Genomic DNA, 23,706 nt, shown 5'->3' on the forward strand with positions numbered 1-23,706 from the left:
CTCCTTCCCGCCGGCTTCATCGCTCGACCACAGCCCCGCCGCCGTCAGGGCGCTGGATCCGACGCCCTCCCCATCGGCGGGGATGAGAGGATGATACGGGCGCCGGCGGGTATGGCGGGGAAGTTGGGGTGAGAATCTTTTAGGGCGTTGAAATCGTTCGATTCAGACCAGCGTCATTGTGACAGTTGGCCTAGGTTGTCGATCATCACTTTCGTCATTCCGGGCGGAGGGCCGCTTGGCCCGCAGACCCGGAACCCAGCGGCGCGCGAGAGCGCGAACCTGTCGCGGATTAGGTCGTCCGGCATTGTGCGGCGGATGGATTTCGCCTTTGGCGCCGCTGGGTTCCGGGTCTCCGCTGCGCTTCGCCCGGAATGACGAAAGAGGGAGGGCGGCGTCACCTCTCCGCGCGCGAAGGCGCGTGGGGAGGTGAGACGTCAGCCGCCGAAGCCGCCGTCGTCGAGGAAGGCCTGTTCCTCGGGCGTGGTGGCGCGGCCCAGGGCGGGGTTGCGGTGGGGGAAGCGGCCGAAGCGGACGATGATGTCGCGGTGGAGGCGGCCCCATTTCTCGAGCTCGGCGTCGCCGGCGACCAGGGCCATGTAGCGGTCCTGATCCTCAAGCCGTTCGGAATGTTCGAAGGGGAGGAGGAGGAAGTTCTTCAGTTCCGGCGCGACCCGGAGATGGTGGCCGCGCGCCACGGCCTGGTTCGCGAACATCAGGGCCAGAGGATCGGTGGCGAACTGGTGCGCCGTGCCGCGGAAACTGTTCCTCGGATACTGATCGAGCAGGATCAGCAGGGCGAGGGCGGTCTCCGCCGTCTCGATCCAGTCGTCGCGCTCGCGCCGGGCGGCGGACAGGTGCAGATCATGGCCCCGCGTGCGAAACGCGGCGTCGAAAGCCTCGTCCTTGGCGAACCACTTGTCGGGACCGGCCGCTTTCCAGAAGGCGACGACGTCGGATGGGGCTATGAAGGCGGTCATGACACAGATCTTAGCCAATCCGTTGCCCGTCTTCCATGACCGCGACTGCGACCTTTCGATCATTCGCGGCAAGCGCGTGGCCATGATCGGCTACGGCAGCCAGGGGCGGACCCATGCGCTGAACCTGCGCGATTCGGGCGTGACCGACATCGTGGTGGGCCTGAAGGCCGGGTCGAAGACGCGGGAACGGGCCAAGGCCGACGGATTCGCCGTGATGACCGCGGGCAAAGCGGCGGCGGGCGCGGATGTGGTCGCCGTCATGACCTCGGACGAGGCGCACCGCGACCTGTGGCGCGACGAACTGGCGCCGAACGTGCGGCCAGGGGCGGCCTTGGTCTTCGCCCACGGCCTGTCGGTGCGGTTCGGCCTGGTGGAGCCGCGCGCCGACCTGGACGTGATCCTGGCCTCGCCCAAGGGGATCGGGCCGCGCATCCGCGACCTGTACGAGGCCGGGGAGGGGGTCTTCTGCCTGTTCGGGGTGCATCAGGACGCCACGGGCGGCGCCCACGCCCTGGGCCTGTCCTATGCGGCCGCCCTGGGGTGCGGGCGCAAGGGCATCCTCGAGACGACGATGAGGGACGAGTGCGAGAGCGATCTGTTCGGCGAACAGGTGGTGCTGTGCGGCGGGATCGCCGAACTGATCGATTCGGCCTTCATGAAACTGGTCGAGGCCGGCTATCCGCCCGAGGTGGCCTGGTTCGAATGTTTCTACGAGGCCAAGCTGGTCACCGACCTGATGTACGAACGCGGCATAGCCGGCGCCTTCGCCAAGATTTCCAATACGGCGGAGTACGGGGCCTATCTGACCGGGCCGCGCATCATCAACGCCGCCTCGCGCGCGGCGATGGACCAGGTGCTGGCCGAGGTGCAGGGCGGGGGGTTCGTGCGCGCCCTGATGGCGGATTACGACGCCGGCTCGCCCGACCTGCTGGCGCGGCGCAGCGCCCTGGGCCGGCGGCCGATCGAGGCGGTGGGGGCGCATCTGAACGAAGTGGCGCGGCTGGCCCGCGAGTCGGCGGCGAACGACGACTGACGTCTGGCCGCGCGGGGGGAGGCGGGTCTGAAACCCGCCGTCCTGCCGTCGATGTCAAAAGAGAAGATGGTCGGAGTGAGAGGATTCGAACCTCCGACCCCTGCGTCCCGAACGCAGTGCTCTACCAGGCTGAGCCACACTCCGACCGTGGGGGCTGGCCTGGCGGCGTCGCCCCGAAGTGAGGACGCGGCTTATAGCCATGGGTTTCGGACCCCGCAAGCATCCATTTCGACCTTCTTCGCACGGGGCGAAAATAGTCCTGAAAGAGGGTGTTGCATCCGAAAACGGTTTGGCCTATCTGACCGCCTCCGCCGCGCGAGAGCGCTGCGGTCGCCGGACCTGCTGGGGAATGGTGTAATGGTAACACTCCGGTTTTTGGTACCGTCATTCTAGGTTCGAGTCCTAGTTCCCCAGCCATCCGCCCCATAAGGGTTTAAGCCCTTTCGGCGCCGAGTCACCTTGGCAGGGCGAGTTCGACCCACGCGCCTCACGCTGTTGCGAGCAATTCGCAGGGCGTGTATCGCGCTGGACAATGGCACAGTCAGACTCACAGCCGGGGCAGAGTTTCGCGCAATTGCTGATGATCGAACGTCCGTCGCTGGTGCGGCTGGCGCGACGTATTCTGGGCGACTCCAGCTTGGCCGAGGACATCGCCCAGACCCTGTGGCTGCGTGTGCAACGGATCGCCGACCCTGCGGCGATCCAGGACAAGCGCGCCTATCTCTATCGATTGGCCCTCAACCTGGCCTCGGACCAGATGCGCCGCCGCAAGCGTGGCGCGGTCCTCTTCGAGGGCCAGATCGAGGATCCCGGCGTGATCGACGCCGCCCCCACGACCGAGGCCCGGATCATGCATCGGCAAAGGCTGGACCTCCTGGCGGAAGCCATCGACGAGTTGCCGCCGCGTTGCCGCGAGGTCTTCCTGCTGCGGCGTATCGAGGAGCTGTCGCCGGCCGAGGTCGCCGAACGGTTGGGCATCACGCCGAACGCCGTAGCCAAACACGTCCGCCACGCCTTGCACCACTGCCAAACGCGACTGGCGGAACGGGAGGCTGGATGATGTCGCGAGCGCCCAGACACGTCGCCCCCATAGACCGGGAGGCCGCACGCTGGCTGGCTGAGCAGGACGGCGGCCTGCTGGACGCCGTCGGCGAGGACCGGCTGAAGACATGGCTGGAAACGCCGGCGAACGCCCGCGCCTTCGCACGTGCGCAGTCCCTTTGGCGGGACATGGGCCAGGCGGCTCGCCCCGCCGCGCCCGCATGGCGCGCGAGGTCGGAACGGCGTTCGCGACGCACAGCGATTCCGCGCATCGGCCGGTCAGGACTACCGATCGCAACCGGGCTGGCGGCCGCCGTGGTTCTGGCCTGCATGATGCTGGACGTTCCGACCCGTCTGCACGCCGACGTGCTCACCCGGCCGGGGGAGCAAAGGACGGTGAGGCTGGACGACGGCTCGGTCGTGCAGGTGAACACCGACAGCGCCATCGACGTGGCCTATGCGCCTGACCGCCGAACGGTTCGACTGCTGCGCGGAGAAGCCGCCTTCACGGTCGCGCCCGACGCCCAGCGGCCCTTCACGGTCGAGGCCGGCGGCGGCTCCGCCACAGCCCTGGGCACGCGGTTCGTCGTTCGCCGTCGCGCCGCCATGACCCAGGTCTCGGTGACCGAACACAGGGTTCGAATTGCGACCCGCTCGGGATCGGTGACGACGCCCGAGACCATGACCTCGACCTACCGTCCGGATCAGGCGCCGTCCGCCCCGACGCCGTCGTCGCCGGACGTCGACGCCTGGACCCAGGGCTGGCTGGTGTTCGAAGATCGCCCCCTGGCCGAGGTGGTCGAGGAGATCGCCCGCTACTCGCCGACGCCGATCACGGTGTTTGGACGCGCCGTTCGAAACCGTCGCGTCAGCGGCGCCTTCGGGATCGATCAGCCGTCCCGCACCCTCGCGCGATTGGAACAGACCCTGGGTGTTCGCGCCACGCGCCTGCCCGGCGGCGCGGTGATCATTCACGGCTGAGCGGATCTCCAGGATTTTTTTTGAATTCGGACAGTCCCGGTTCGGCCTCCTAGTGCGTCTATCTAAAGAGAACCATTCTCATTCGCATGGCTTGCGAACCAACCGGACCGGCGCGGAGCGCGCCACGAGAGACGAAATTGACTAAGGCGAGACACGAACTGGGGGCCCTGCGTCTCTTCCTCATGGCCACGGCCGCCGTGGTTCCGGCCATCATCCTCGCACCGGCCGCCCAGGCGCAGTCTGCAGCGACGCAGTTCGACATACCGGCCGGCCCCCTGTCGCCGGCCCTGGCCGCCTTCGCCCGCCAGGCTGATATCGAAATGGCCTACGACGCCGGCCTGACGCGCGGCGTTTCGACACGCGGACTGCGGGGGCGATACGGCGCGTCAGAGGGGCTGTCGCGTCTGCTGTCCGGCACCGGCGTGACCTATCGTCTGTCGGGCCGCACGGCGACCCTGTCCGCCGCCCCCGCCATCGCCGACGGAACCCTCGCCCTGGGTCCGATCAGGGTGCAGGGCGCGACCGAAGGCGGCGCAGGCGGGCTCAGCGCCACCGGCGCCGGCGAGGCGGGCGATCCTGTGGAAGCGCCCTACCGCACGACCGGATCCAGCGCCTATATCGCGCAGGACACCATCGAACGGTTTCGCGGCGCCTCGACCGCCGACATCATCAAGGGCGTGGCGGGCGTGACCGCCGGCGACCCGCGCGTCGCCAACGCTCTGGACGTCAATATCCGCGGCATTCAGGGCCAGAGCCGGGTGCCGATCATCATCGACGGCGGCCAGTCGACCATGGACGCCTACCGCGGCTACGCCGGTCAGTCGCAGTGGACCTATCTGGATCCCGATCTGATCTCCAGCATCACCATCAACAAGGGCCCCAGCCTGGAGGCCAACGCCTCTGGCGGCATCGGCGGCGTGGTCGTTATGGAGACGCTGAACGTCGACGACGTCCTGAGCGAAGGCCGCGACCTGGGCCTGCGCGTCCGCACCGGCGTGTCCGACGCCAGCGCCCGCAGCCTTCCGGCCTATAGCGACAAGTCGCGGACCGACCGGGGCGACCTGACCCGTCCGGGCGGGCAATTCTTCAACATCGCCGGCGCGGGACGCTGGGATCGGTTCGACCTGGTCGCCGCCTACGCCTGGCGCGACACGGGCAACTATTTCTCGGGCCACCGGAACTACAACGACTTCCCCCAGGGACGGCGGGTCCTGGCGACGCTGAACCCCACGAACGCTGAGGTTTTCAACACCTCGTCCCAGTCGGAATCCCTGCTGCTGAAGGGAACCTGGCGCGTCACCGATCACCAGACGCTGGAGGCCGGCTATCGCCGCTATCAGGGCGAGCAGGGCGAGATCATGGCCTCGCAGATCATTCGGGTAGATCGCGACCAGGTCCCGCAATGGGACCTGGGGACCGTCGATATGGACGCCTATAGTCTGCGTTACCGCTACAAGCCCCAGGGCGATCTGATCGATCTCAAGGTCAACGCCTGGTACACCCACGCCGACAGCCTGATGTACAACGGCCTGACCGGCATCACTCCCTGGTATTATGACCGCCGCACCGAATGGTACGACGGCCCCTCCTTCAACACCGACCCGGGGTACAAGGAGGCCTATCGCAACGAACTGACCCAGAAACGGTTCGGCGGCGACCTCACCAATACCTCGCTCCTGTTCACCGGCGCGGGCAAGTTCACCTTGAACTACGGCCTGTCCTTCAGCGACGAGGACATCGCTCCCGGTCCGAACTCGCCGATCATGCACGACGATCTGGTGAACAACCGCTTCCTGCGCAACGCCGAACGTCAGGAATACAGCGCCGTCGCCTCGGTGAAGTGGGAGCCCGACACACACTGGGAGCTGATGGCCGGCGGGCGCTTCAACCGTGTCGAGGTCAAGGACCGCAACCGTCTGGCCACGCCCGCCACCTACGAGGTGATCGGTCAGTATCGCTATACCGAACTGCTGAACGGCGACCCGAGCCGCCCCGCCTACCTGGCGAAACGGATCGCCCTGCTGAACTGGTATCCCGACGCCAGCGGCCAGTTCACCAAGGCCTCGCTGCTGGCCTCGCCCTACGAACACGGTACGGTGGCCGATATCGTCGGCTGGAACTTCTACGACGCCGACGCGCCCGAAGATCTCAAGGTCCCGGCCACCTGGACCTGGTCCGACCCCATCCGGCGCACCGACGACGCCTTCATGCCGACCGGCAGCGTCACCTACCACTTCGACGAGGACACCCTCGTCTATGTGAAATACGCCGAGGGTGTGAAGCTGCCCAGCCTGTTCGAAACCACCCTGGGCCTGTTCAGCGCCGCGCGTCCGACCGAGGGCATGAAGCCTGAGCGCGGCCGAACATGGGAAGTCGGCGCCAGCGCCATCCGCCGCGACCTGCTCACCGGCGGCGACCGCACCGCCTTCAAGGTCGCCTATTTCAACACCGTGATCGACGATCTGATCACCCGCGACTACCGGAGCATTTCGGCGGGCCTGATCCGCAACATCGACACGTTCAAGGTGTCGGGCGTCGAACTCCAGTCGAACTACGACAACGGCGTCGTCTTCGGCGACCTGTCGGCCCACTATTATTTCGAGGCCAAGACCTGCGCGCCCGACATCGCCGCCGAACGCCGCGCCTATGGCGCCAGCCGCAAGAACGCCGAACTGATGGCCACGCCCGACTGCGTCGACGGCGGCTTCGTCGGCGCCTACACCAACACCCAGAACCCGCCGCGCTTCAATCTGAACCTGACTCTGGGCGCGCACCTGTTCGACGACCGCCTGACCCTCGGCGGTCGGGCGGTCCACAACTCGGGTCCGATCAGCAAGCTGGACAAGGCCTGGAACGTCGGCCTGTCGGCGATCCAGCAACTGTATCTTGAGACGACCGTCTATGACGCCTTCGCAAGCCTGAAGGTGACGGACCAGACGGCGCTGGACCTCAACATCGACAATGTGATGGACGAATACTACCTCGACCCGCTGGCTCTGGGCGTCATGCCCGCGCCCGGCCGCACCGTTCGCCTCGCCCTGACCTATCGTTACTGAGGCCGCCATGATCCAAGTCGAAACAAGCCGCGCGAAACGTCTGAAGTCCGCCAGCCATGGCGTCCACGAAGGGCTGGACAAGGCCATCATGGCCGCCAAGCCGTTCAGCAGCCGCGAGACCTATGCCGTGTTCCTGCGTATCCAGCAGATGTTCCACCGCGACATCGCCGCCCTGTACGCGGCGCCGGAATTGGCGGCCCTGTTCCCGGATCTGTCCGGACGCCGCCGCTACGAACAGGTGAAGGCCGATCTCGCCGATCTGGGCGCTGCGCCGGCCGATGAAACGCCGGTCCCGCGCTTCGTGGCGGGCGCATCGGTGGATCTGCCGACGGCCCTGGGCTGGCTCTACGTCGCCGAAGGGTCGAACCTGGGCGCCGCCTTCCTGAGCAAGGCGGCGGCGGCGCTGGGCCTGTCGGCCCAATTCGGCGCCCGCCATCTGGCCGCCTCGCCCGAAGGCCGCGCCAACCACTGGCGCAGATTCACCGCCGCCCTCGACGCCCCGGATCTGACAGACGAGGAAGAGGCCCGCGTCATGGCCGGCGCCTCGGCCGCCTTCACCCGCGTGCGCGGCCTGGTCGATGTCGGCTTTCGCCATGGAGCCGCCGACCCGGCATGACAGCCGTGCCGCGCGCCACGATCCTGAACGACGTCGGGGGCCTTGCCCCCCGGCGTCCCAGGGCGCGCGCCCGTCGCGCCCTGGCCCTGGGCGCCGCCCTGGCCCTTCACGCCGCGCCCCTGCTGCTTCTGATCCATTTCGTCGTCCCGGCGCCCATGCCGCTGGAGGAGCCGCCCGTAATCGTCGTGGCTCTGGTCCGCAGCAACGCCGCACCGCCCCGACCGCCATCCGAACAGGTCGATGGTCCCAAGCAGATCCAGGCCGCGTCCAGCCGCCCCCTCCCGCGCCCGCCAGTCCCGCTCCGCGTTCACGCCGAGGCGCCCGAAGCCGTGGCCATCCCGGTCGCGCCTCCCGTCCCGCGCGCAGCCGAACGCCAGACGCCGGCGCCCGCCACCACGGCCCCCGTCTCGCGCCCTGCGCCGCCTTCGCCCAGCGCCTCGACCGCCCCGCAAGACTGGAAAGCCCGCCTCCTGGCCCATCTGGACAGCAAGAAGCGCTATCCGCCCGGCGCCCAGCGCCTGCGTCAGGAGGGCGTGGTCCATGTGCGTTTCACGATGGACCGCGCCGGCCGCGTCCTGGCCTCAAGCATTGAACGCAGTTCCGGCCGCGCCCTGCTCGACCGCGAGGCCCTCGCCATGCTGGCGCGGGCCCAACCTCTGCCCGCGCCCCCGCCTGAAATCTCCGGCGCCACGATCGAGCTCACGACCCCGGTCGAGTTCTTCCTGTCGCGCTGAGCGGCAGCCCCAAGACGTGTCCCGCGCCTGGACATCTTTCGACAACGCGCCAGTTCATCTTCAACCCTTGGAGTCCCGCGACGCTTTCGGAGTTGGCAAGTCGGGAAGGGTGCGAACGACATTGGCGATCGCGCCTGCCAGGAAGTCCATCTCCTGCATGGTGTTGAACAGGTTGGGGGTCACCCGGACGCAGCCGCCTCGATCGACGCCTCCTCGAGCCACGGTGAAGATGCGGTGGCGATCCAGCAGCTGGCGCGCGATGGCCTCATTGGCGCGCATCGAGGTCTGTCCTGTGATTCTGAAGGCTGTGATCGCGCCATACAGGCCGGGCTCGTCAGGGGTGAGAATTTCGATTCCTGGAATAGCCCGTGCGGGTTCGACCCAGCGATCGCGCAGGGCGCGCAGGCGCGCGCTCTTGCGGTCCAGGCCGATGCGGGTCTCGAACGCGAGGGCCGATGGCACGGTCAGGAAGGCGGCGGCGTTCAGCGTGCCGGTATGGATCCGTTCGCTGATGACGTCCGGAGCGTCGGACGCTGTCGCCAGGTCATGGTCGATGCGATCAAGGGCGCTCTTGCGAATGTGCAGGACGCCGACGCCCAGGGGCGCGGCCAGCCATTTGTGCCCGTTCAGGCCGACGAAGTCGCAATCCAGGTCCGGCAGGGCGAAGTCGAGTTGACGCCAGCTGTGGGCGGCGTCGACGATCACATCGATGCCGCGTTCACGCGCCAGGGCCGCTATTTCCCGGACAGGCAGGACGAGACCGGTTCTGTGACTGACATGGGTCAACAGCACCAGGCGCACGTGCGGATGTCTGTCGAAGGCCTCGGCATAGGCGTCGATCAGCCGCATTCTTGTGGCCGGTTCGGGCAGGGCGATCCTCACGACCTCGGCCCGCTCGCGCAGGGCCAGTCGATCCATGCAGTGCTGCATGCTGTCGTAGTCCAGATCCGCATAGAGGACCGCGTCGCCGGGGGTGAGACGGTTGTAGCCGCCGATCAGCGCCTTCAGCGCCTCTGTCGCATTCCGCGTGAAGGCGATCTCGTCGTCGGGGACCCCCAGGGTCTCGGCGAGGCGGCTTCTGACGTCCATCAGATCCCGCCCCATGCCGCGGCGGGCGTAGTAGCTCGTCTCGCGGTTCACACGGGACAGGACCTCGACATAGTGCGCGTGGACCGGCCTGGGCATCATGCCCCAGTTGCCGTTCTCGAGCTGGATGACGTCCCGGGTGACGTCGTACTCGGCGGCGATGTCGCGCCAGAAGGCGTCGTCGTCGGAGGCTGCGCGGGCCGGCGTGGGCGTCAGTGCGGCTCCGGCGGGGAGGACGACGCCGCCAGCCAGCAGCGCACGACGGTTGAGCTCAAGCATGGAAATCTCGGCGATGGCCCGGACGCTGCTGCAACGTCGGGAAGAGCGGGAAGGGCGTGGCGGTCCAGCCGCCACGCCCCATGGGATCCTGATCGGGATCTGCGTCAGAAATTATAGCCCAGACGCATCCAGTATTGCCCGCCGTCGGTGTCGAACGGGGCGTTACGCGAGTAGAGCAGGCCGCGATTGGCGTCGAGCGTCGCCCGGTCGGGATAGGAATCGAAGATATTCTCCCCCCCGACTTTGACATTCACGCCGTTGGCGAAATCGTACGAGACACTGAGATTGGCCAGCACCATCGGATCGAATTCCTGCCACAGGCGGTCGGCGTCGTCCGGGTCGGTGCCCATGTCGATCCAGGTCCCGTAGTAGCGGATGCGCGACGAGACCGAGAGCGAACCCAGGTCATAGCCGAATCCAGCAGAGACGCCCGCGCCAGGCCGCGAACGGCGGGCGAACAACTCCTTGTTGAGCGGGTTCAGCGGCGCGAGACGGTCATCGAGGATCTCGGTCTCATTCTGATTGTAGGACAGGCTGGTGTTGAACCGACCCGGACCGATGTCGCGGCGGTAGGCGGCGACGATGTCCACGCCCTGGGTGCGCGCTTCATAGGCGTTCATGAAGTAGCTGAGGGACGTGAAGTTCTGGGGGTTCGGCGTGCCCGCCGGAACCGACATCGAACGGGTCGTGAGGCGGTCCTTGGAGTCGACACGATAGACGTCGATGCTGAGCGTCAGCCCGTGGTTGTTGTAGACGACGCCCAGGGCGCTGTTCTTCGAAGTCTCGGGCTTCAGCGGCTGGGCGCCGAGCGAGATCGCCAGCGGATCGTTGACGTTCAGGCGGCCGCTGTTGTTCACCGAACCGTTGGTCAGGTTCAGGCTCTGGGTAAAGGCCGACGAATACAGGTCGAACGGCTTCGGGGCGCGGAACCCGGTGGAGTAGGTGCCGCGGACCGCCAGACCGACCGGCAGTTCATAGCGGGCGGCCAGACGGTAGTCGAAATTGCCGCCGAACGAATCGTGGTCCTCGTAGCGGCCGGCGGCCCCGAGCGTCAGCGCTTCGACAGGCCGCCATTCCAGGTCCACATAGGCGGCGTAGCTGCGGGCGTCCCATTCCCCGGCGCGCGCCGGGCTGTAGCCCGGCATGCCGTTGGATCCCACGGCCAGACCGTAGGCGGCCCCCGGTCCGATCTCCCACGAGGCCTTGTCGCCGACCTGTACGCCATAGGTCACGACGCGGGCCTCGGCGCCGAAGGCGATGTTCAGCGGCTCGCTGCCGCCAACCGGAAGCCGATAGACGAAGTCGGCGTTGGCGACGAAGTCGTCCTGATACTCGCGGCCGAGGAAGAAACTGGTCGGGCTCTTCGGACCGAGCGAGGCGTTGACCGTGTCGTCCAGGCTGAAGGCGACGCGGCTGGTGCCCCAGGTCAGGGCGAGGTCATAGGTCAGGCGATCCGACAGGTCGCCCCGGACGCCGCCTGACAGATGGTAGTCCTCGATCTTCGACCCGAACTGGGGCGTGAAGCCGCCCGGGAAGATCGACAGGAAGGAGAAGCCCGGGAAGGCGGCCGTCGCCTTGTAGACGTTGCTGGTGGCGTCCGGATTGCGCCAGTTGAAATCCGTCATCCCCTCGCTGTCGTTGAACAGGCCGAACGCGTAGAGTTCGTGGTTGCCGGACAGGCGATAGTTGGCGTTGAGCGAGCCCTTGAGCCGTTCCTCTTCCGGCTGGCCCCACTTCTGCACCGGATCGCGCAATTCAACGCCGGGGTGGGCGAGTTCAAAGGCGAGGGCGTCCGGCCGCTGGACCTGCCGGCCCGTGCGGCCCTGCCGGTTGTACTCGAGAGCGCCGCTGATCGAGCCATTTTCGCCGAGCGCGAGACCGCCGCCGAGACCGAAGCGATACTCTTCGCCGTCCCCCTGATAGTAGCGCGAGAACTGGCTGAAGGCGCGCAGCCCCGGGCGGTCGTCGAGGATGATGTTGATCACGCCGGCGATGGCGTCCGAGCCGTACTGGGCGGACGCGCCGTCACGGAGGATTTCCGTGCGACGGATCGAGGCGGAGGGGATGGTGGACAGGTCGGGGGCCTGACCCTGCGCGGAGTTGTGGTAACGCCGGCCGTTCACCAGCGCGAGGACGTATTTGCCCGGCATGCCGCGCATGGTCGTCGGGCGCACGAAGGCCGGCGGGTCGGCGTGCATGCGCTGCACGTTGAAGGACGGGGCGAGCAGGGTCAGCGTGTCCTGAAGATCGCCGGACACGCTCTCGCGGATCTCTTCCTGGGACAGGACGTCGACGGGCGACAGGGTCTCGGCGGCCGTGCGCGAGGCTTGTCGGGTGCCGGTCACGATCACTTCGTCCAGCGCGTCCACGCCGCCCGGGGTTCCCAGCGGGGGCGGCGCAGACCGGGTCGCGGCGTTCGCAGCCGGTCTGGCGGGTGCCGCGCGGACCGGCGCCGAGGGAGCGGCTTCGATCAGCACAGCGTCGCCGACGATGCGGGCGGTCAGTCCACTGCCGCCGACCAGTCGGGCGAGGGCGTCAGCCTGGCTGAAACGACCTTCGACGGCCTGGCTGCGGCGACCCTGGAGCAGGGCGGGGCGCGCCGCGACCTGAAGGCCGGTGGCGCGCGAATAGGCCGTCAGCGCCCGGCCCAGATCCTGGGCGGGAATAGAGAAGGCCTGGTGCGCGGCCTGGGCCGTGGCCACGGCCGGCGTCACGGCCAGAGCGGCCGCGAGCGCGAAAACGGAGGCGCTGAGCGCCCGTGTGGAAGTCATGTCGGTATCCCCCGGTGAATCGTCGACTTCGGTCGACATCGGTTCGATGTCCGGCCAGGGCCGAACCCGACATTTCTTTTTGTGAAACCTTAGCGACGGTCCGGCTGGCGAGATCCGCTGCGGACGACGATCGTCTCTCCCGTCGTGTCAATGCGCACGTCATAGGCTCTCTCGATCAGCGCCAGCGTGGCAGGCGGATCCGTCAGGCGGAAGCGTCCGCTGACCGGGATACGGCTGGCCTGGCCATCAATGACGACGGGCGTTCTCGAGAAGCGGTCGATTTCGGCCACGAGGCGTCCCAGGGTCGTTTCCTCCGCGTCGAACCAGCCGTCGGTCCAGTCGGGCCGGGTCGAGAGACTGTGTGTCGTCGGGCGGATACGGCCGTGTTCCAACATCGCGCGGTCTCCAGGCTCCAGGTCGAGGATCTGGCCTCCGCGCGTACGCAGTCGGACCGCGCCTCGATAGAGAGTGACTTCCGCCCGACCGCAGGCCATCCGATCCACATTGAAAGCGGTCCCCATGACCCGTACCTCGCCTTCGCCCGCGTCGATGACGAACGGCCGACCGTCGTGCCGCACTTCGAACCAGGCCTCGCCGCGCTCGAGCGTCGCGGCGCGCCAGAGAGGGCTCTGCCGGATCGACAGGCGGGCGTCGCCATTCAGCCGGATCGAGGTGCCGTCCGCCAGCGCCACCGTCCGGGTCTCGCCGCGCCGGGTCTCCAGGGTTCGGTGGTCCATCCAGGGCGCGACAAGCACGGCGGCGATGCAGACGGCCGCCATCGCCAGGGCGGAGGGCGCCGCCAGACGCCACGGAACCCGAAGGGGGCGCCGGAGATCGGCCCGCTGCTCCACCTCAGCCGCCGCCTGGCTCAAGGCGTCGGAGCGCCACAAGCCGATCATCTCGGCGAAGGCCGCGCGGTGAGCGGGACTCGCGTTCATCCAGCTCTCGAACGCTGCGGCGTCATCGAGATCCGCATCCGGGTGCGAGGCTCGGTCCGCCCAGGCGGCGGCCTCCGCCATGATGCGTTTGTCATTCGTCATCAGAGCGCCGTCCTCCGCCCGCGCCGCTTCTGACCGCAGGCCTCATTCAGGTCCAGCAGACCTCGGGTCACATGTTTCTCCACCGCCTTGACGCTCAGGCCAAGGTCCTCGGCGATGGCGGCGCAACCCTGGCGGTGGATGCGTCGCCGGATTATGATCTCTCGACGCAGGCGCGGCATGCGCTTGAGCGCGCGTTTCAGGACCTCCACGGCCTCGCGGCCCTCCACAACCCTTTCGGGCGAAGGTTGGCCGCTGGCGAGCGTTTCGCTCAACCCTTCGACCCTCCAACGTCGCTCACGCCGATACTCCTCGTTCACGAGATTCTCCGCGATGCGCGTGGCGAGGCCGTACAGGTTGTCGATCCGGCCGCCGCGTTGGTACTCGATAAGCCGCAGCAAGGTTTCCTGCGCCACATCGTCCGCCATATCCGCGCGCCCCAGCCGTCGATGGGCCAGTCGACGGACGAAGTCGCGGACCGGCGACCACGTAACCGTCGCCAGCTTCTGATCCCCGTCGTACGCCACGTCCGCGCCCCCGCCGAAAGGCGTGCCTGCTGTCTGTTCGGCGCGGTGTAGCGGGGTCCTGTGAAGCTTGAGTGTCCCGGACATGTCCTGTTGGCGACACACCGCAGCGCCCACGAGATCTCCTGCTGGTTCAGCTGGCGTCGAACAACGCCAGGCGCGCCGCTGGCCTGTTCCGTTGCGTGAACCGGTCGATCGGCGTCAGCAGGGGAAGCGCCGGCACATACCGCTCCAGCGATAACCGAGCCGACTGGTCGATTGGTCGGTCGTCCATCATCGCGGCCCGCCGGCTCCCCGCCGCGGCTCTAGGTTCAGGACTTGGGACCAACGGCTGCTAGGAGCAGAACCCGGCGAAGCTTGTGAGCGGCGGGTCAGGCCTTTCCGTATTTCCCCAAAGGCGTATGGATCAGTTTGCCGGACGCCGGCCAGTATTCCACCTTGCATCCGGAACGCCCGCCGCAGATCGAATCGACGATCTCTATGCCCCGGTCAGCGAGGAAACCCTCGGCGAAGGCCACATTGTGCGCCCCCACATTGTAGAACGAATCGCCGGGACTGGCGCCGCCGAACACCATGGCTTCGAGACAGTGGGGATTGGCTCCGGCTTCCAGCAGGCCATCGACCAGACGCTGCATGAGGTAGGAGCCGTAGCGCGACGGGTCGTCCTGTTCCGAAAGCGGCGTCGGAGATTCGGGGAGAACGAAATGGTTCATGCCGCCCACGCCTCGCTTGGGATCGCGAATACAGGCTGCGACACACGAGCCGAGGACCGTCGTGATCACCGCGTCCGGGTCGTCGCTGATGCTGTATTGGCCCTGCGATATGGAGGTAAGGTGGACGGGCCGCTCGCCCTGGTCCCAGGTGCGACTGCAAATATTGTATCTCATGACGATCTGAGCCGGGATCTGGACCCAGTCCGGGGTCGTGTCTGAAGTCGCAAGATTTCGACTGTAGCGAACATTGGTATACGGACAATGTACGCAACGGTAAAAATGAAGGGCGCCGGGACTTTCGCTGGGACCTCACGCTCCCTAGCTAAGCAGTGCTTCAGCTGAGGAGAATGACCATGGCCACCGCCCACGAGAAACGTCTGGCGCCGTTGAAAACCCCCACCAGCCTGTCGGAGGCCGCGACGCGGGATATTTCCGCCGCTCTGACGACCCTGCTGGCGGATGTCTTTGCTCTCTATATCAAGACCAAGAATTTCCACTGGCACGTGTCCGGCCCGCATTTCCGCGACTATCACCTGATGCTGGACGAACAATCGGCCGAGATCCTGGCCATGACCGATCTGATCGCCGAACGGGCGCGCAAGATCGGCGGGACCACTCTGCGCTCTGTCGGTCAGATCGCCCGCGAATCGCGCGTTCTCGACAATGACGCCGAGTTCGTGGATGCGCTCGACATGCTGGCCGAACTGCGGGACGACAACAACGACCTTGTCGGGCGTATGCGCGAGGTCCACGATCTTTGCGACGAGCACAACGACGTGGCGACCGCCAGCCTGCTGGAGAACTGGATCGACGAGAGCGAGAAGCGCGTCTGGTTCCTGTTCGAATCGAGCCGCCGCGGCAACGTCTGATCCGACGCACGGACCGTCCGGAACCCTCCGGCTTGCAAAGTCTTAACGATCGGTAATATCTGGTCGGAAAGACGCGGAGGGGATGATGCGGACGGTCCTGATCGGTTGCGGCCTGGCGCTGGGCGTCGTCGTCGCCTCTACGGCCCCGGCGCGGGCCGATATGGCGGAGGCCTTTGGCAACACCATCGTGTCTCACTATCCCAACGGCCAGTGGGTGAAGCATTTTTTCGAGCCGGACGGCCGCTATGTATCCCAGTTCTCGGACGGGCGTCAGTTGAGCGCGCGCTGGAGCCGGGAGGGCGACAAGATCTGTTTGACCGGGTTCAGGCCACGCCAGATTCTGCCACGCTTCTGTAGCCGCATGGTCGAGGCCGACATCGGTCAAAGCTGGCAGGCTCGCGATCCCCTGGGACGGACGATCCGCAACGAACTGGTCGCCGGACGCCGCTGAAGGCCGCTGGAGGCTCTTGTCAGGCGACGTCCGGCCCTCTAGAGCCCACCACCTGCCCAAGCGGATGTGGCGGAACTGGTAGACGCACTGGATTTAGGTTCCAGCGCCGCAAGGCGTGGAGGTTCGAGTCCTCTCATCCGCACCAAAGCAAAAAGGCCCCGGATCGCTCCGGGGCCTTTTCTTGTTTTGGCCTATCGCCCTCGCGGGCCTACTTGAGGCCGGTTTTGGGCTGGTCGCCCTCAGGACTTATGGCCGTTTTGGTTGGCCTGCCTGAGGACATCAGCGCGTGTCTCAGCTGATCGGCGGGACAGGCGGCGGCGGCAGGTCGCTGTCGGTCTCGTGGACCTCGATCAGGCCACGGCCCAGGTGGCTCTTGCGATAGCCATACAGGAAATAGATCAACAGGCCGAAGCCGCCCCAGATCGGCAGCACCATCTTGGCGTCGTGCGGCAGGTTCCAGAACAGGAAGGCGCAACCGAAGGCGGACAGGGGCGCGAAGAGCCAGATCAGCGGCGTCCGGAACGGACGTTTGCGGTTCGGTTCCTTGACCCGCAAGATCAGCACCGCGATCGACACCATGAAGAAGGCGAACAGGGTGCCGGAGTTCGAGATGTCCGCCAGTTTGCCGACCGGGAACAGGGCGGCGCCGATGGCCACGGCGATGCCTGTGAAGGCGGTGACGATATAGGGCGTCTTCCACTTGGGGTGCATCTTGGTCAGGCCTTCCGGCAGCAGGCCGTCGCGCGCCATGACGAAGAAGATACGGGTCTGGCCGTAGATCATCATCAGGATGACCGAGGGGAGGGCCAGCAGGGCGGCGGTGCCGAGGGCGTTGCCGATCTGGGGATGACCGATCACGCGCAGGACGTGGGCCAGGGCCTCGTTGGAGCACACCAGGGCTTCGGCGTTGGCCGGCAGGGCGCAGGCGGCGACGAAGGCGGGCGAACCGGGTTGGACGGCTTCGCCGGCGGCGCCGAGCACCGGCTGTGCGCCGATGGCGCCGGCCGCACCAAGCGCGACCAGAAGATAGAAGACCGTGCAGATGGCCAGCGAGCCGATCAGACCGATCGGTACGTTGCGTTGCGGGTTCTTGGTCTCTTCAGCCGCCGTCGAGACGGCGTCGAAGCCGACATAGGCGAAGAAGATCGAGGCGGCGGCGCCGACGATTCCCATGCCGGAAGACGCGCCGAACAGCCCGTTGGGGGCGAAGGGCGACAGGTTGGCCGTCTTGATCACCGGCAGGGTGATGACGATGAAGACGGTCAGGGCGGCGACCTTGATCAGGACCAAGACCGCGTTGACCCGGGCTGATTCCGTCGTGCCCAGCATCAGCAGGCCGGTGACCAGCAGGGCCACGACGATGGCCGGGATGTTGACGATCCCCGCCGAAAAGTCGGGCATCGGAATGAAGCCGTTCATGGCCCAGGTCGGTCCGGCGGATAGGAGGTCAGGGAAATCGAACCCGAGCCCCTGTTCTATCAGTCCGAGGACATAGCCCGACCAGCCGACCGAGACGGCTGCAGCCGCGACGGCGTATTCCAGGATCAGGGCCCAGCCCACGCACCAGGCCAGAAGCTCGCCCATGACGGCGTAGGTGTAGGTATAGGCCGAGCCCGAGACCGGGGCCATGGCGGCCAGTTCCGAATAGCAGAGCGCCGCGACGGCGCAGACCGCGCCGGCGATGACGAAGCTGACCATCATGCCGGGGCCGGCCTTCTGCGAGGCGGCGGCCGTCAGCACGAAGATGCCGGTGCCGATGATGGCGCCGATGCCCAGCAAGGTCAGTTGAACAGGTCCGAGCGACCGATGAAGCGATTTCTTCTCGGCCGTGGCCAGAATCGCGTCGAGCGACTTAACGCGCCACATAGAATACCCCCACGTTTACAGCGGCCCCTCGGCCGCGTTGGGCGGACGCTAGCGGCGGATCGAATGGCGCGCAACGCGCATGACGAGGCGGTAAAGCCCTCACGACGCTTTCGTGATCACGGCGCATCGGTGGCGCATCGGGGGCGCATCGGGTTAGAGGCGGGTGATGTTGCCGATCCACGCTGTTCTCGAACCCCTGAAAGCCGTCCTTGCGGCCGGAAATACGGCGGTGCTGGCCGCGCCGCCGGGGGCGGGCAAGACCACGGTCGTGCCCCTGGCGCTGCTGGATCAGGCCTGGCTGGGCGAGGGGAAGATCCTGGTGCTGGAGCCGCGCCGTATCGCCGCACGGGCGGCGGCGGACCGGATGGCCAGCACCCTTGGGGAGACGGCGGGCGGGACCGTCGGCTATCGCACCCGGCTGCAAAGCCGGATCGGACCGAAGACGCGGATCGAGGTGATCACCGAGGGCGTCTTCACCCGGATGATCCTGGACGACCCGGGTCTGGAGGGGGTGGGCGCCGTCCTGTTCGACGAATTCCACGAGCGCAGCCTGGACGCCGACCTGGGGCTGGCCCTGGCGCGGGAGACGCAAGGGGTGCTGCGGGAGGACCTGCGGCTGCTGGTCATGTCGGCGACGCTGGACGTGGCGGGGGTGTCGCGTCTGCTGGACGGCGCGCCGGTGATCGAGGCGGAGGGGCGGGCCTATCCGGTCGAGACCCGCTATCTGGGGCGCAATCCGGCCGAACGGTTCGAAGAGGCGATGGCGCGGGCCTGTCTGACGGCGCTGGGCGAAGAGACCGGCTCGGTGCTGGCCTTCCTGCCGGGGCAGGGGGAGATCCACCGGGTCGCGCGGCTCGTCAGCGAGCGGCTGCGGCTGCCGAACGTCGATGTGGTTCCGCTGTACGGCGGGCTGGACCGGGCGGAGCAGGATCGGGCCATTGAGCCGGCGGCGGCGGGGCGGCGCAAGCTGGTGCTGGCGACATCGGTGGCGGAGACCAGTCTGACCATCGACGGGGTGCGGGTGGTGCTGGACGGCGGTCTGTCGCGCGTGCCCCGGTTCGAGCCGTCCAGCGGCCTGACGCGGTTGGCGACGGTGCGGGTCAGCCGGTCCTCGGCCGAACAGCGGCGGGGGCGGGCGGGACGGACCGAACCGGGCGTCTGCTATCGCCTGTGGGACGAGGAACAGACGCGGGGTCTGGTTCCGCATCAACGGCCGGAGATCCAGGAGGCGGACCTGACCGGTCTGGCGCTGGACCTGGCGCGCTGGGGCGCGCGGTCGGTCGAGGGGCTGGCCCTGCTGGACCCGCCCCCGGCCGGGGCCATGGCGGAGGCGCGCAAGGTGTTGAGCCGTCTGGGGGCGCTGGACGCCGAAGGCGGCCTGTCGGATCATGGACGACGTCTGACGCGCATCCCGCTGTCGCCGCGGCTGGCCCATATGGTCGCCGTGGCCTCGGACGCCGGGGACGCCATGACCGGCGCGCGGATCGCGGCGGTGCTGAGCGAACCGGGCCTGGGCGGGTCGGGGGTGGATCTGGCGGATCGTCTGGTCGGGCTGGAACGGGATCGGTCGCCGCGCGCGCGGGATGCGCTGAAACTGGCCGACCGCTGGGCGAAGGCGGCGGGCGGCGGCAAGGGCGAGACGGTCGAACCGGGCCTGTTGCTGGCCGAGGCCTTTCCCGAACGCATCGCCAAGGCGCGCGGCAAGACGGGCGAACTGTTGCTGGCCAGCGGGCGCGGGGCGGTGCTGGACGCGACCGATCATCTGGCGCGAGAATCCTGGCTGGCGGTGGCGGAGCTGGGCGGAGGCGAGGCGCGCGACCGGGTGCGGCTGGCGGCGGCGCTGGACGGGACGCGGATCGAGGCGGACCTGGGGCGGTTGATCGAGATCGAGGATCGGCTGGTCAAGGAGCCGTCGGGCCGGATGGTGATCCGACGCGCGCGCCGCATCGGCGCCCTGGTGCTGGACGAAAAGGTGATCGGGGCGCCGGACGCCAAGACCATGACGGCGGCCCTGCGCGCCGAGATCGAGGCCGAGGGCCTAGGCGCCCTGCGTTGGGGCGAACAGGCGACGGGGTTGCGGGCGCGGCTGGCATTTCTGCACGGGTTGGATGCTGGCTGGCCGGATGTTTCGGACGCCGCTCTGCTGGAGGCGCGGGCGGACTGGCTGTGGCCGGTGTTGGAGGGGGCGAAGTCGCTGGAGACGATCAGCGACGGGCGGCTGGCCGAGGCGTTGCGGGGGCTGGTTCCCTGGGATCTGCAGCGCAAGCTGGATGAGCTGGCGCCCAGTCGGCTGGACACGCCCCTGGGGTCGGCGGGGATCGACTATGGCGCCGAAGGCGGGCCGCGCGTGGAGATCCGGGTGCAGGAACTGTTCGGCGTCGTCACCCATCCGACCGTCGGCGGCGGACGGGTTCCCCTGACCCTGTCGCTGCTGTCCCCGGCGCGGCGACCCGTTCAGGTGACGAAGGATCTGCCGGGGTTCTGGGCCGGGTCCTGGGCGGCGGTGCGGTCGGACATGCGGGGCCGTTATCCGCGCCATCCCTGGCCCGAGAACCCGGCCGAGGCCCAGCCCACCAACCGGGTCAAGCCGCGCGGGACCTGAGCGCCGGACTTGACCGCGCGGGACGGGCAAAGCATTGGCTTTGCTCCCAAGCAGGATTTCACCGTGTCTGACGCAAAGATTGTTTCGCCGACCGCCCGGAAGGGGCGGGTTCTTTTCGCCAGCCTGATCGGCACCACGATCGAATTCTTTGACTTCTACATCTACGCGACGGCGGCGGTGCTGGTGTTTCCGAAGCTGTTCTTCCCCGGCGCCGATCCGACGACGGCCATGCTGTCGTCCTTCGCCACCTTCTCCATCGCCTTCTTCGCGCGGCCGGTCGGCGCCCTGGCCTTCGGGCATTTCGGGGACCGGGTCGGGCGCAAGGCGACGCTGGTGGCGGCCCTGATGACCATGGGCGTGTCGACCGTGGCCATCGGTCTGTTGCCGACCCATGCCTCGGTCGGGATCATCGCGCCCCTGTTGCTGGCCCTGTGCCGGTTCGGGCAGGGGCTGGGTCTGGGCGGCGAATGGGGCGGGGCCGTGCTGCTGGCGACCGAGAACGCCCCTCCGGGCAAGAAGGCCTGGTTCGGCATGTTCCCGCAGTTGGGCGCGCCGATCGGATTCATCCTGTCGACCGCCTCCTTCATCGTCCTGACCTCGACCATGAGCGAGACCCAGTTCGAGGCCTGGGGGTGGCGCATCCCCTTCCTGGCCAGCGCCATCCTGGTGTTCGTCGGTCTGTGGGTGCGGTTGAAGATCACCGAGACGCCCGAGTTCCAGAAGGCGGTGGATCGCAACGAGCGGGTCAAGGCGCCGGCCGTCACCCTGTTCGCTCATCACAAGATGGCGCTGTTTCTGGGGACGTTCAGCGGGGTGACGACCTTCTCGCTGTTCTATCTGATGACCGTCTTCGCCCTGGGCTGGGCCACGACGGGCATGGGGTACGAGCGGGCGGACATCCTGCCGATCCAGTTGATCGGGGTGCTGTTCTTCGCCGCCTTCATTCCGGTGACGGCCCTGCTGGCGGACAGGTACGGGCAGGTGAAGGTGCTGATCGCCTCGTCAGTCGGGATCGGCCTGTTCGGCGCCCTGTTCGCGCCCCTGTTCGGCGCCGGTCTGACCGGACTGCTGATCTTCTTCGCCCTGGGGTTCGGGCTGATGGGCTGCACCTATGGCCCCATCGGCGCGGCCATGGCGCGGCCCTTCCCGACGACGGTCCGCTATACGGGGGCGTCCATGGCCTTTAATCTGGCGGGCATCGTCGGGGCGTCGCTGGCGCCCTATCTGGCGACCTGGCTGGCGCAGAACTATGGGCTGGCGGCGGTCGGCGGTTATCTGGCCCTGTCGGCGGTGGTGACCATCCTGGCCCTGTGGGGCATGGGACGGGTCAGCCCGGAGACCGAGCTTTAAGCCTCGTCCGTGGCGGCGTAGACCATGATGCCCGTGGCGATGGCCAGGTTCAGGCTGTCGGCCCGGCCGCGCATTGGGATCTTGACGTTGACGTCGCAGGCGGCGGCCAGTTGGTCGGTCAGGCCCGCCTGTTCATTGCCCATCAGGATCAGCGACGGCTTTTGCATCACCGCAGAGCGGTGGCTGACGGTCGCGTCCAGGCGGGTGCCGACGACGCTGCCGGGCCAGGTCTTGCGCCAGGCCAGGAAGGCCTCGGGGTCGGTCCTGGTGATCGAGACGGCGAAGACCGAGCCCATGGTCGCGCGAACGGCCTCGACCGAATAGGGATCGACGCAGTCGCCGATCAGGATGACGCCGCCGCAGCCGGCCGCGTCGGCGGTGCGGATGATGGTGCCCAGATTGCCGGGATCGCGCACCTGTTCCAGGGCCACCCAGCAGGGCGCCGAGGCCGGATCCAGGCTGTCCAGCGGGGCATAGGCCTGATCGAACACGCCCAGCACGGTCTGCGGATTGTCGCGGCGGCTGATCTTTTCGAGAATGGCGTGGGTGACGATGATGATGTCGCCGCCGGCCTTGCGCGTCTCGGCCTTGGCCCGGTCCAGCAGGGGGTGGGGGCGAGCCTCCTCGCCGACCAGCAGCATGCGCGGCGCGCGGCCCAGGTCCAGGGCCTCGCCGATAAACTTCAAGCCCTCGGCCAGGAAGGCGCCGGTGAGGTCGCGTTCCTTGCGCATATGCAAGGCGCGGACGCTCTTGATCGTGTCGTTCGTCAGGGAGGTGATGACGCGATATTCGTCTCGGGCGCTCATCGGCTCCACCGCGCGAAGAAGGACAGGCCGATGGCGCGGGCGTCCGGGCCGTCTTCGGACAGGGCCAGTTCGCCCCAGTCGATGCGGCCGCCGCGATCATGCGTCGCCTCGGCCATCAGATGGGCCAGGGACAGGCCCGAGACCCGGGCGGCATAGGCGTTCAGCAACAGGAAGTCTGCGTCGTCTGCCAGCAGGGCGGCGCAGTCCTTCAGCAGGAGCGGCATGTCCTCGAACAGGCGCCAGACCTCGCCGGTCGGGCCGCGCCCGTATTTTGGCGGGTCCAGGATGACGCCGTCGTACTTGGAGCCGCGACGAACCTCGCGGGCGACATATTTGCGGGCGTCTTCGACGATCCAGCGGATCGGGTGCTGGGACAGGCCGGACTGTTCGGCGTTTTCGCGGGCGTAGGCGACCGATTTCTTCGAGGCGTCGACGTGGGTAACTTCCGCACCGGCGGCCGCAGCCGCCAGGCTGGCGACGCCGGTGTAGCCGAACAGGTTGAGGATCTTCGGGGCTCTGCCGGCTTCGCGCGAGAAGGCGCGCACCCGGTTGTCCAGCCATTCCCAGTTGGCGGCCTGCTCGGGGAAGAAGGCCAGATGGCGGAAAGGGGTGAAGCGGCCGGTGAATTTCACGTCGCGCCATTTCAGGGGGAAGGCGTCGACGGGGCCGTGCTGGTCGAACTTCCAGCGGCCGGAGTCTTCCTCCTCCTGCTGGGGATCGAAGGTGGCCGTGGCCTTGTCAAAGGCGGTCGGATCGCGCGGGGACCAGAAACACTGGGGCTCGGGGCGGACCACGGTGTAGCGGCCGTAGCGCTCCAGCTTCTTGCCGTCGCCACTGTCCAACAGGGCGTAGTCGGACCAGCCGCGGGTCACGAGGGTTTCGGGGGTGGGGGAGAGCAGGGGCGCCATTGTGCG

Annotated in this window: 19 protein-coding genes and 3 tRNA genes; 12 read left to right on the forward strand and 10 right to left on the reverse strand. The window is 67.7% G+C overall.

Going from position 1 to position 23,706, the window contains the following annotated elements:
• Positions 1-434: 434 nt before the first annotated feature.
• Complete coding sequence (locus AC1RSI_RS11710; protein WP_008262047.1) at positions 435-977, reverse strand: DUF924 family protein; 543 nt, start codon at positions 975-977, stop codon at positions 435-437.
• On the opposite strand from AC1RSI_RS11710, the gene ilvC reads away from it, so the two are divergent.
• Complete coding sequence (ilvC, locus tag AC1RSI_RS11715; RefSeq protein ID WP_154726984.1) at positions 976-2,010, forward strand: ketol-acid reductoisomerase; 1,035 nt, start codon at positions 976-978, stop codon at positions 2,008-2,010. The genes AC1RSI_RS11710 and ilvC overlap by 2 nt on opposite strands.
• Positions 2,011-2,077: 67 nt before the next feature.
• Here ilvC and AC1RSI_RS11720 read toward each other — a convergent pair.
• Positions 2,078-2,154 (reverse strand) — tRNA-Pro (locus tag AC1RSI_RS11720).
• Positions 2,155-2,353: 199 nt separating this feature from the next.
• On the opposite strand from AC1RSI_RS11720, the gene AC1RSI_RS11725 reads away from it, so the two are divergent.
• From AC1RSI_RS11725 to AC1RSI_RS11750, 6 genes are all read left to right on the forward strand, one after another.
• A tRNA-Gln gene (locus AC1RSI_RS11725) sits at positions 2,354-2,427 on the forward strand.
• A 157-nt stretch (positions 2,428-2,584) separates the two neighbouring features.
• The gene (locus tag AC1RSI_RS11730; protein WP_050771639.1) at positions 2,585-3,070 is read left to right on the forward strand and encodes an RNA polymerase sigma factor; all 486 of its coding nucleotides are present in this window, start codon (positions 2,585-2,587) and stop codon (positions 3,068-3,070) included.
• The gene (locus AC1RSI_RS11735) at positions 3,067-4,032 is read left to right on the forward strand and encodes a FecR family protein (protein ID WP_008263178.1); all 966 of its coding nucleotides are present in this window, start codon (positions 3,067-3,069) and stop codon (positions 4,030-4,032) included. The genes AC1RSI_RS11730 and AC1RSI_RS11735 overlap by 4 nt, the downstream gene beginning before the upstream one ends.
• A 137-nt stretch (positions 4,033-4,169) precedes the next feature.
• Positions 4,170-7,088 (forward strand): TonB-dependent receptor, encoded by a 2,919-nt coding sequence (locus tag AC1RSI_RS11740; protein ID WP_198004279.1) that lies wholly within the window; start codon positions 4,170-4,172, stop codon positions 7,086-7,088.
• 7 nt (positions 7,089-7,095) lie between these two features.
• Positions 7,096-7,704 (forward strand): biliverdin-producing heme oxygenase, encoded by a 609-nt coding sequence (locus tag AC1RSI_RS11745; RefSeq protein WP_447941491.1) that lies wholly within the window; start codon positions 7,096-7,098, stop codon positions 7,702-7,704.
• Complete coding sequence (locus AC1RSI_RS11750; RefSeq protein ID WP_447941492.1) at positions 7,701-8,438, forward strand: energy transducer TonB family protein; 738 nt, start codon at positions 7,701-7,703, stop codon at positions 8,436-8,438. Before AC1RSI_RS11745 ends, AC1RSI_RS11750 begins: the two co-directional genes overlap by 4 nt.
• 60 nt (positions 8,439-8,498) lie before the next feature.
• On the opposite strand, the gene AC1RSI_RS11755 is transcribed toward AC1RSI_RS11750, so the two are convergent.
• The 5 genes from AC1RSI_RS11755 to AC1RSI_RS11775 all read right to left on the reverse strand — a co-directional run bounded on the left by AC1RSI_RS11755 (position 8,499) and on the right by AC1RSI_RS11775 (position 15,022).
• Positions 8,499-9,803, reverse strand: a complete 1,305-nt coding sequence (locus AC1RSI_RS11755) for an aminotransferase class V-fold PLP-dependent enzyme (RefSeq protein ID WP_447941493.1) — start codon at positions 9,801-9,803, stop codon at positions 8,499-8,501.
• Between the two features lie 104 nt (positions 9,804-9,907).
• Positions 9,908-12,574 carry a TonB-dependent receptor gene (locus AC1RSI_RS11760; RefSeq protein WP_291753272.1) on the reverse strand — a complete coding sequence of 889 codons (2,667 nt, stop codon included), beginning with the start codon at positions 12,572-12,574 and terminating at the stop codon, positions 9,908-9,910.
• An 89-nt stretch (positions 12,575-12,663) separates the two neighbouring features.
• The gene (locus AC1RSI_RS11765; protein WP_008260080.1) at positions 12,664-13,614 is read right to left on the reverse strand and encodes a FecR family protein; all 951 of its coding nucleotides are present in this window, start codon (positions 13,612-13,614) and stop codon (positions 12,664-12,666) included.
• Positions 13,614-14,222: an RNA polymerase sigma factor gene (locus tag AC1RSI_RS11770; protein ID WP_052004839.1), complete on the reverse strand. Its 609-nt coding sequence runs from the start codon at positions 14,220-14,222 to the stop codon at positions 13,614-13,616. The genes AC1RSI_RS11765 and AC1RSI_RS11770 overlap by 1 nt, the downstream gene beginning before the upstream one ends.
• 284 nt (positions 14,223-14,506) lie before the next feature.
• Positions 14,507-15,022, reverse strand: a complete 516-nt coding sequence (locus AC1RSI_RS11775) for a hypothetical protein (RefSeq protein ID WP_050771635.1) — start codon at positions 15,020-15,022, stop codon at positions 14,507-14,509.
• Between the two features lie 179 nt (positions 15,023-15,201).
• Here AC1RSI_RS11775 and AC1RSI_RS11780 point away from each other — a divergent pair, with 179 nt between their 5' ends.
• The 3 genes from AC1RSI_RS11780 (at position 15,202) to AC1RSI_RS11790 (ending at position 16,313) form a co-directional block, all read left to right on the forward strand.
• Entirely contained in the window at positions 15,202-15,717 is a 516-nt protein-coding gene (locus tag AC1RSI_RS11780) for a Dps family protein (RefSeq protein WP_197019716.1), read from the forward strand.
• Between the two features lie 82 nt (positions 15,718-15,799).
• Positions 15,800-16,168, forward strand: coding sequence for a hypothetical protein (locus tag AC1RSI_RS11785; RefSeq protein ID WP_008258840.1), 369 nt, complete (start codon positions 15,800-15,802; stop codon positions 16,166-16,168).
• 60 nt (positions 16,169-16,228) lie between these two features.
• Positions 16,229-16,313, forward strand: a tRNA-Leu gene (locus AC1RSI_RS11790).
• A gap of 146 nt (positions 16,314-16,459) precedes the next feature.
• Here the strand turns inward: AC1RSI_RS11790 and AC1RSI_RS11795 are convergent.
• On the reverse strand, positions 16,460-18,034 hold the full coding sequence (locus AC1RSI_RS11795; protein ID WP_154727009.1) for an amino acid permease: 1,575 nt from the start codon (positions 18,032-18,034) through the stop codon (positions 16,460-16,462).
• Positions 18,035-18,200: 166 nt separating this feature from the next.
• Here AC1RSI_RS11795 and hrpB point away from each other — a divergent pair, with 166 nt between their 5' ends.
• Positions 18,201-20,636, forward strand: a complete 2,436-nt coding sequence (gene hrpB / locus AC1RSI_RS11800) for an ATP-dependent helicase HrpB (RefSeq protein WP_447941494.1) — start codon at positions 18,201-18,203, stop codon at positions 20,634-20,636.
• A 63-nt stretch (positions 20,637-20,699) separates the two neighbouring features.
• A complete protein-coding gene (locus AC1RSI_RS11805) occupies positions 20,700-21,986 on the forward strand; it encodes an MFS transporter (protein ID WP_291753286.1) in 1,287 nt (428 codons plus the stop codon).
• Here AC1RSI_RS11805 and AC1RSI_RS11810 read toward each other — a convergent pair.
• Entirely contained in the window at positions 21,983-22,792 is an 810-nt protein-coding gene (locus tag AC1RSI_RS11810) for a TrmH family RNA methyltransferase (RefSeq protein ID WP_035309507.1), read from the reverse strand. The two genes, AC1RSI_RS11805 and AC1RSI_RS11810, sit on opposite strands and share 4 nt — an antisense overlap.
• Positions 22,789-23,700, reverse strand: coding sequence for an RsmD family RNA methyltransferase (locus AC1RSI_RS11815; protein WP_035309509.1), 912 nt, complete (start codon positions 23,698-23,700; stop codon positions 22,789-22,791). Before AC1RSI_RS11815 ends, AC1RSI_RS11810 begins: the two co-directional genes overlap by 4 nt.
• Positions 23,701-23,706 lie beyond the last annotated feature (6 nt).

It is taken from the genome of Brevundimonas sp. GW821-FHT10E09, from assembly GCF_058809375.1.

Bases quoted from the DNA above. Each gene is read 5' to 3' on its own strand.
- ilvC (WP_154726984.1), top strand. From the start codon at position 976: ATGACACAGATCTTAGCCAATCCGTTGCCCGTCTTCCATGACCGCGAC.
- AC1RSI_RS11710 (WP_008262047.1), bottom strand. From the start codon at position 977: ATGACCGCCTTCATAGCCCCATCCGACGTCGTCGCCTTCTGGAAAGCG.
- AC1RSI_RS11735 (WP_008263178.1), top strand. From the start codon at position 3,067: ATGATGTCGCGAGCGCCCAGACACGTCGCCCCCATAGACCGGGAGGCC.
- AC1RSI_RS11745 (WP_447941491.1), top strand. From the start codon at position 7,096: ATGATCCAAGTCGAAACAAGCCGCGCGAAACGTCTGAAGTCCGCCAGC.
- AC1RSI_RS11750 (WP_447941492.1), top strand. From the start codon at position 7,701: ATGACAGCCGTGCCGCGCGCCACGATCCTGAACGACGTCGGGGGCCTT.
- AC1RSI_RS11755 (WP_447941493.1), bottom strand. From the start codon at position 9,803: ATGCTTGAGCTCAACCGTCGTGCGCTGCTGGCTGGCGGCGTCGTCCTC.
- AC1RSI_RS11760 (WP_291753272.1), bottom strand. From the start codon at position 12,574: ATGACTTCCACACGGGCGCTCAGCGCCTCCGTTTTCGCGCTCGCGGCC.
- AC1RSI_RS11765 (WP_008260080.1), bottom strand. From the start codon at position 13,614: ATGACGAATGACAAACGCATCATGGCGGAGGCCGCCGCCTGGGCGGAC.
- AC1RSI_RS11770 (WP_052004839.1), bottom strand. From the start codon at position 14,222: ATGTCCGGGACACTCAAGCTTCACAGGACCCCGCTACACCGCGCCGAA.
- AC1RSI_RS11775 (WP_050771635.1), bottom strand. From the start codon at position 15,022: ATGAGATACAATATTTGCAGTCGCACCTGGGACCAGGGCGAGCGGCCC.
- AC1RSI_RS11780 (WP_197019716.1), top strand. From the start codon at position 15,202: ATGGCCACCGCCCACGAGAAACGTCTGGCGCCGTTGAAAACCCCCACC.
- AC1RSI_RS11785 (WP_008258840.1), top strand. From the start codon at position 15,800: ATGATGCGGACGGTCCTGATCGGTTGCGGCCTGGCGCTGGGCGTCGTC.
- AC1RSI_RS11795 (WP_154727009.1), bottom strand. From the start codon at position 18,034: ATGTGGCGCGTTAAGTCGCTCGACGCGATTCTGGCCACGGCCGAGAAG.
- hrpB (WP_447941494.1), top strand. From the start codon at position 18,201: ATGTTGCCGATCCACGCTGTTCTCGAACCCCTGAAAGCCGTCCTTGCG.
- AC1RSI_RS11810 (WP_035309507.1), bottom strand. From the start codon at position 22,792: ATGAGCGCCCGAGACGAATATCGCGTCATCACCTCCCTGACGAACGAC.
- AC1RSI_RS11815 (WP_035309509.1), bottom strand. From the start codon at position 23,700: ATGGCGCCCCTGCTCTCCCCCACCCCCGAAACCCTCGTGACCCGCGGC.